This is a genomic window from Sphingomonas sp. Leaf38, from assembly GCF_001421825.1.
GTDB lineage: Bacteria > Pseudomonadota > Alphaproteobacteria > Sphingomonadales > Sphingomonadaceae > Sphingomonas.
In genome coordinates, this window is record NZ_LMLD01000011.1 from 1 (window position 1) to 3,583 (window position 3,583).

The following is a 3,583-nucleotide window of genomic DNA, read 5'->3' on the forward strand; positions in this document are numbered from 1 at the left end:
GTCAAACGCTTTCTTGCATATTTGTGGCAATTTTCTCCGGCTCGCGCGTTTCGACGCCCCACGCCCCCAGCGGCCAGGGCTGCGGCGATCGCCGTCGAGTAGTTGCCCCCCAGCGCTCAGCCCGTAGCCGATTCCCTGCCCGTCACGCCGACTGTATATACTCGCGCATCGCCGCCGCATCCGCCTCGATCCGGTCGATCCGGTATTTCACCAGGTCGCCGATCGAGACGAAACCCACCAGCGTATCGCCCTCGATCACGGGCAGATGCCGGATCCGTCGTTGCGTCATCAGCGAAAGCGCGCCGATCGCCGACTCGCCCGGCCCGACCGACTTCACCGCGGTCGTCATCACCTCGCGGATCCGGCGGTCGAGTGCCGCGCCACCGTCTGATTGCAGGCAGTGGATGACATCGCGTTCGGAGAAGATGCCGACCACGCGGTCGCCATCGAGTACCGGTGCCGCACCAATCCGCTTGTCCGCGAGCAGCGTCACCGCCTGCGCGACGGTATCGTCGGGGGTCAGCGACACGATACCGCCCTTCCGGTCCTTCAGGATCGCCGCGATCGTCATCTTCGCCTCTCCTCTACTGCGTCTGGTGCGCGTGGGTTGAGGAAACCATGTTTGCGCGGCAATGTGAAGCGATGACCGATCGCCTGCCCGATCCTCCCGCCGGACTCGACGATCCGCATTATGCCGCGTTCGCCTGGGCGCGGTTCCGTGCGATCATGGCGTGGATGGTGCTCGCGGCGGCGCTCTGCGTTGCCGGGGTGATCGCGGGCATGGCGCATCTGCAGGGACCGCTGCACCTGGTGACGATGCTCGCGGTGATCGGCGGGGTCGGCGGATCGGTGATGATGGCCGGACTATTGATGGGGCTGGTGTTTCTGAGCTCGGGCAGCGGGCACGACGAGGACGTGACCCGGATCGAGTGACACGCGCGTCGCGGGGCGGGACTGGTCCCCGCGGACGTCGGCGCGGACTGAACCAGCACCATCGGGTTGCCGGCCGGCCTTCGCACTCGCGCGGTGAAGGCGTTCGGATATGGTCCAGGCATGAAAAAAGCCGGCACCGCACTGCGGTACCGGCCAATTTTCCATCATCCCGGACGCACAACCGGGTGACGTATCGGGATCAGCCCGCCTGAACCTCGTCGGGCACCGCGCGCACGCGGCGACGGCGGGGCTTTTCCTCGGGCGACGCGTCGGCAGCGACGGGGGCAGCCTCGACCGCCGGCGCCGAGGCTGGTGCCGGAGCAACGGTGGCCGAAATGCCGAGCGATGGCGGCAGACGATCCGCGTCGAACGCGCTCGGTGCGCCCTCGTCCTGCGGCGTTGGCGCGTCGAGGCTGCGATCACGACGCGGGCGACCACGGCGGCGAGGCTGGTCCTCGGTCGCGGCGACCGCCGGTGCCGCGACGAGCGACCCGATCTCGCCGGCTTCGGTCGGCTGCGTGACCGGATCGGCGGACCCGGTCACCGACCGTAGCGCGTCGGCTTCCGAATCCTGGTTGGCGTTGCCCGTCTGGCCGTTGCCCATCTGGCCGTTACCCGTCTGAACGTCGGCCGTCTGGGCGGTGGCACGCGGCGCGCGCCGGATCGTCTCGCGCGGCGGCGCATCGCGGTAGTCGGAGCGGGGTTCGCGAACCTGCTCGTCGCGACCCTGAGCCTCGCGAGACTGCGCTTCGCGGGCCTGACCCTGCTCTTCGCTGCCGCGCTCGTCGCGGGGTTGGCCGTCACGGTTCGCCATGCGCTGGTTACGCGGGCTGTCGCCACGGACGCGATCTTCGCGCTGGCCCTCGTTGCGCTGGCCCTCGTTGCGCTGGCCTTCGTTACGCTGGCCTTCGTTACGCTGACCTTCGTAGCGGGTGTTCTCGTACCGCGGACGGTCGTCGCGCTGCGGCCGGTCTTCACGGTTCTGGCTATCGCGAGCCTGACGGGGCGCGTTCTGGTATTGGCCATTCTGCTGCCCGGCATTCTGCTGGCCACCGTTTTGATGATCGCCACGGCCCTGCTCGGCCACGCCCTGCTGCTCGCCCGACCGGATCGGTTCGCCCTCGTCGCCATAATCGTCGTCGCCGTCGAGGTCGAACGGCTGCTGACGCCGCGGCTGCTGCTGCGCCTGGGGCTGGCTTTCTTCGAAGCGTGCGCGCGTCTCGCTCAGAACGCGGAAATAGTGATCTGCGAACTGGAGGTAATATTCGATGTTGACGCGGTCGCCCTGCATCTGCGCGTCGCGCGCGAGGTTCTTGTACTTCTCGTACAGCTGGCTCGCGTTGCCGCGCGCGCGGCTGTCGATGCGGTTGCCGGTATCGCGTCCGCCCTGGCTGCCACCGCCGCCGCCCTGGCGTTGACCGCCACCGCTACCGCCGCCGCCATTATTATTGTTGCCACGACCGCGACGGCGGCCGGCTTGCCGGTTGTTGATCAAGCTTGTGTCCTCAGTCGTCGAACCAAAATCTGGTCGTGCTCCGAAATGCGGTGCAAACCCCCCGCCGCGCACCGACGATCTACACGAGATCGGTGCGTCGCGCTTGCCAGGGCCACCGGACTGCAGCGACCTCAAAGCGAAGGATGCGGGTCAACGCTCTAAACCGACCAATCGTCGAGAGTGCGTGCCCCTGCCCATGTGATAGCGTCCGCAAGGGCCATACTACAAGCGAAAACTACAGGTTATCGGCGTATTCCTGTCGTCGCGACCAGCGCGCGTGGGTTGTTTCCATAGTCGTGGTGGAGCGCGACGTGCAAAGCCTGCGCTTCGAGCAGCGCGGTGACGGGGGTCGCCTGCGTCGATCCGATCTCGATGATCGCCGCTCCGCCCGGGGCGATCAGCGCCGAGAGTTGCGCGGCGAGGATGCGGTAATCGTCGAGCCCGTCGCGCCCGGCGAACAGCGCGGCGTGCGGTTCATGGTCATGGACTTCGGCCGGAAGTGTCTCGTCGGTGGCGATATAGGGCGGGTTGGCGAGGATCAGGTCGAACTGGCCGACGATCGCGCTCGCCCAGCGCCCGCGGATGAAGCGCGCGCGGTCGGTCATGCCGAGCGTGGCGGCGTTGGCGCGGGCGTAGGCGAGCGCTTGCGAGGAAAAGTCGACGCCAAGACCTTGCGCGGGCCATTCGTCGAGCGCGGCGAGCAACAGCGTGCCGGGGCCGGTGCCGAGGTCGAGCACGGTCGCGGGCGCGCGACCCGCGAAATGCGCCTGCGCGGCGATCAGCAGCGTCTCGCTGTCCGCGCGGGGGACGAGCGCGCCGGGGCCGACCGCGAGGTCGATCGACCAGAAGCCGCGGGTGCCGGTGATATAGGCGATCGGTTCGTGCCGGAGACGGCGTTCGACGAGCGCGGCGAAGGCGGCGGGGACGGCGTAGCGCGTCGGGTCAAGGAGAATGGCGTTGCGATCGACGCCGAGCGCGTGCGCCATCAGGAGTTCGGCATCGAGCCGCGGCGTTTCGGAGAAGGCGAAGCGCGCGGCGGCGGTGGCGATCGCCGCGCTTACGGCTCCCCTTCCGCTTGCGGGAGGGGTCGGGGGAGGGGCTATCACCGGGGGATGCCCTCGACAGGAAGCCCCCCCCCCCCCCCCCCCCCCCCCC

The 3,583-nt window shown here is 68.6% G+C and carries 4 protein-coding genes; 1 reads left to right on the forward strand and 3 read right to left on the reverse strand.

Annotation, left to right across the window (positions count from 1 at the left end):
• Positions 1 to 142: 142 nt before the first annotated feature.
• The gene (locus tag ASE88_RS07340; RefSeq protein WP_055875081.1) at positions 143 to 571 is read right to left on the reverse strand and encodes a CBS domain-containing protein; all 429 of its coding nucleotides are present in this window, start codon (positions 569 to 571) and stop codon (positions 143 to 145) included.
• Positions 572 to 642: 71 nt separating this feature from the next.
• Between ASE88_RS07340 and ASE88_RS07345 the strand changes: the two genes are divergently transcribed.
• On the forward strand, positions 643 to 933 hold the full coding sequence (locus ASE88_RS07345) for a hypothetical protein (RefSeq protein WP_055875078.1): 291 nt from the start codon (positions 643 to 645) through the stop codon (positions 931 to 933).
• Positions 934 to 1,132: 199 nt separating this feature from the next.
• On the opposite strand, the gene ASE88_RS07350 is transcribed toward ASE88_RS07345, so the two are convergent.
• On the reverse strand, positions 1,133 to 2,428 hold the full coding sequence (locus tag ASE88_RS07350) for a DUF4167 domain-containing protein (RefSeq protein WP_055875076.1): 1,296 nt from the start codon (positions 2,426 to 2,428) through the stop codon (positions 1,133 to 1,135).
• Between the two features lie 242 nt (positions 2,429 to 2,670).
• Entirely contained in the window at positions 2,671 to 3,534 is an 864-nt protein-coding gene (prmC, locus tag ASE88_RS07355) for a peptide chain release factor N(5)-glutamine methyltransferase (RefSeq protein WP_235527870.1), read from the reverse strand.
• Positions 3,535 to 3,583: the final 49 nt, after the last annotated feature.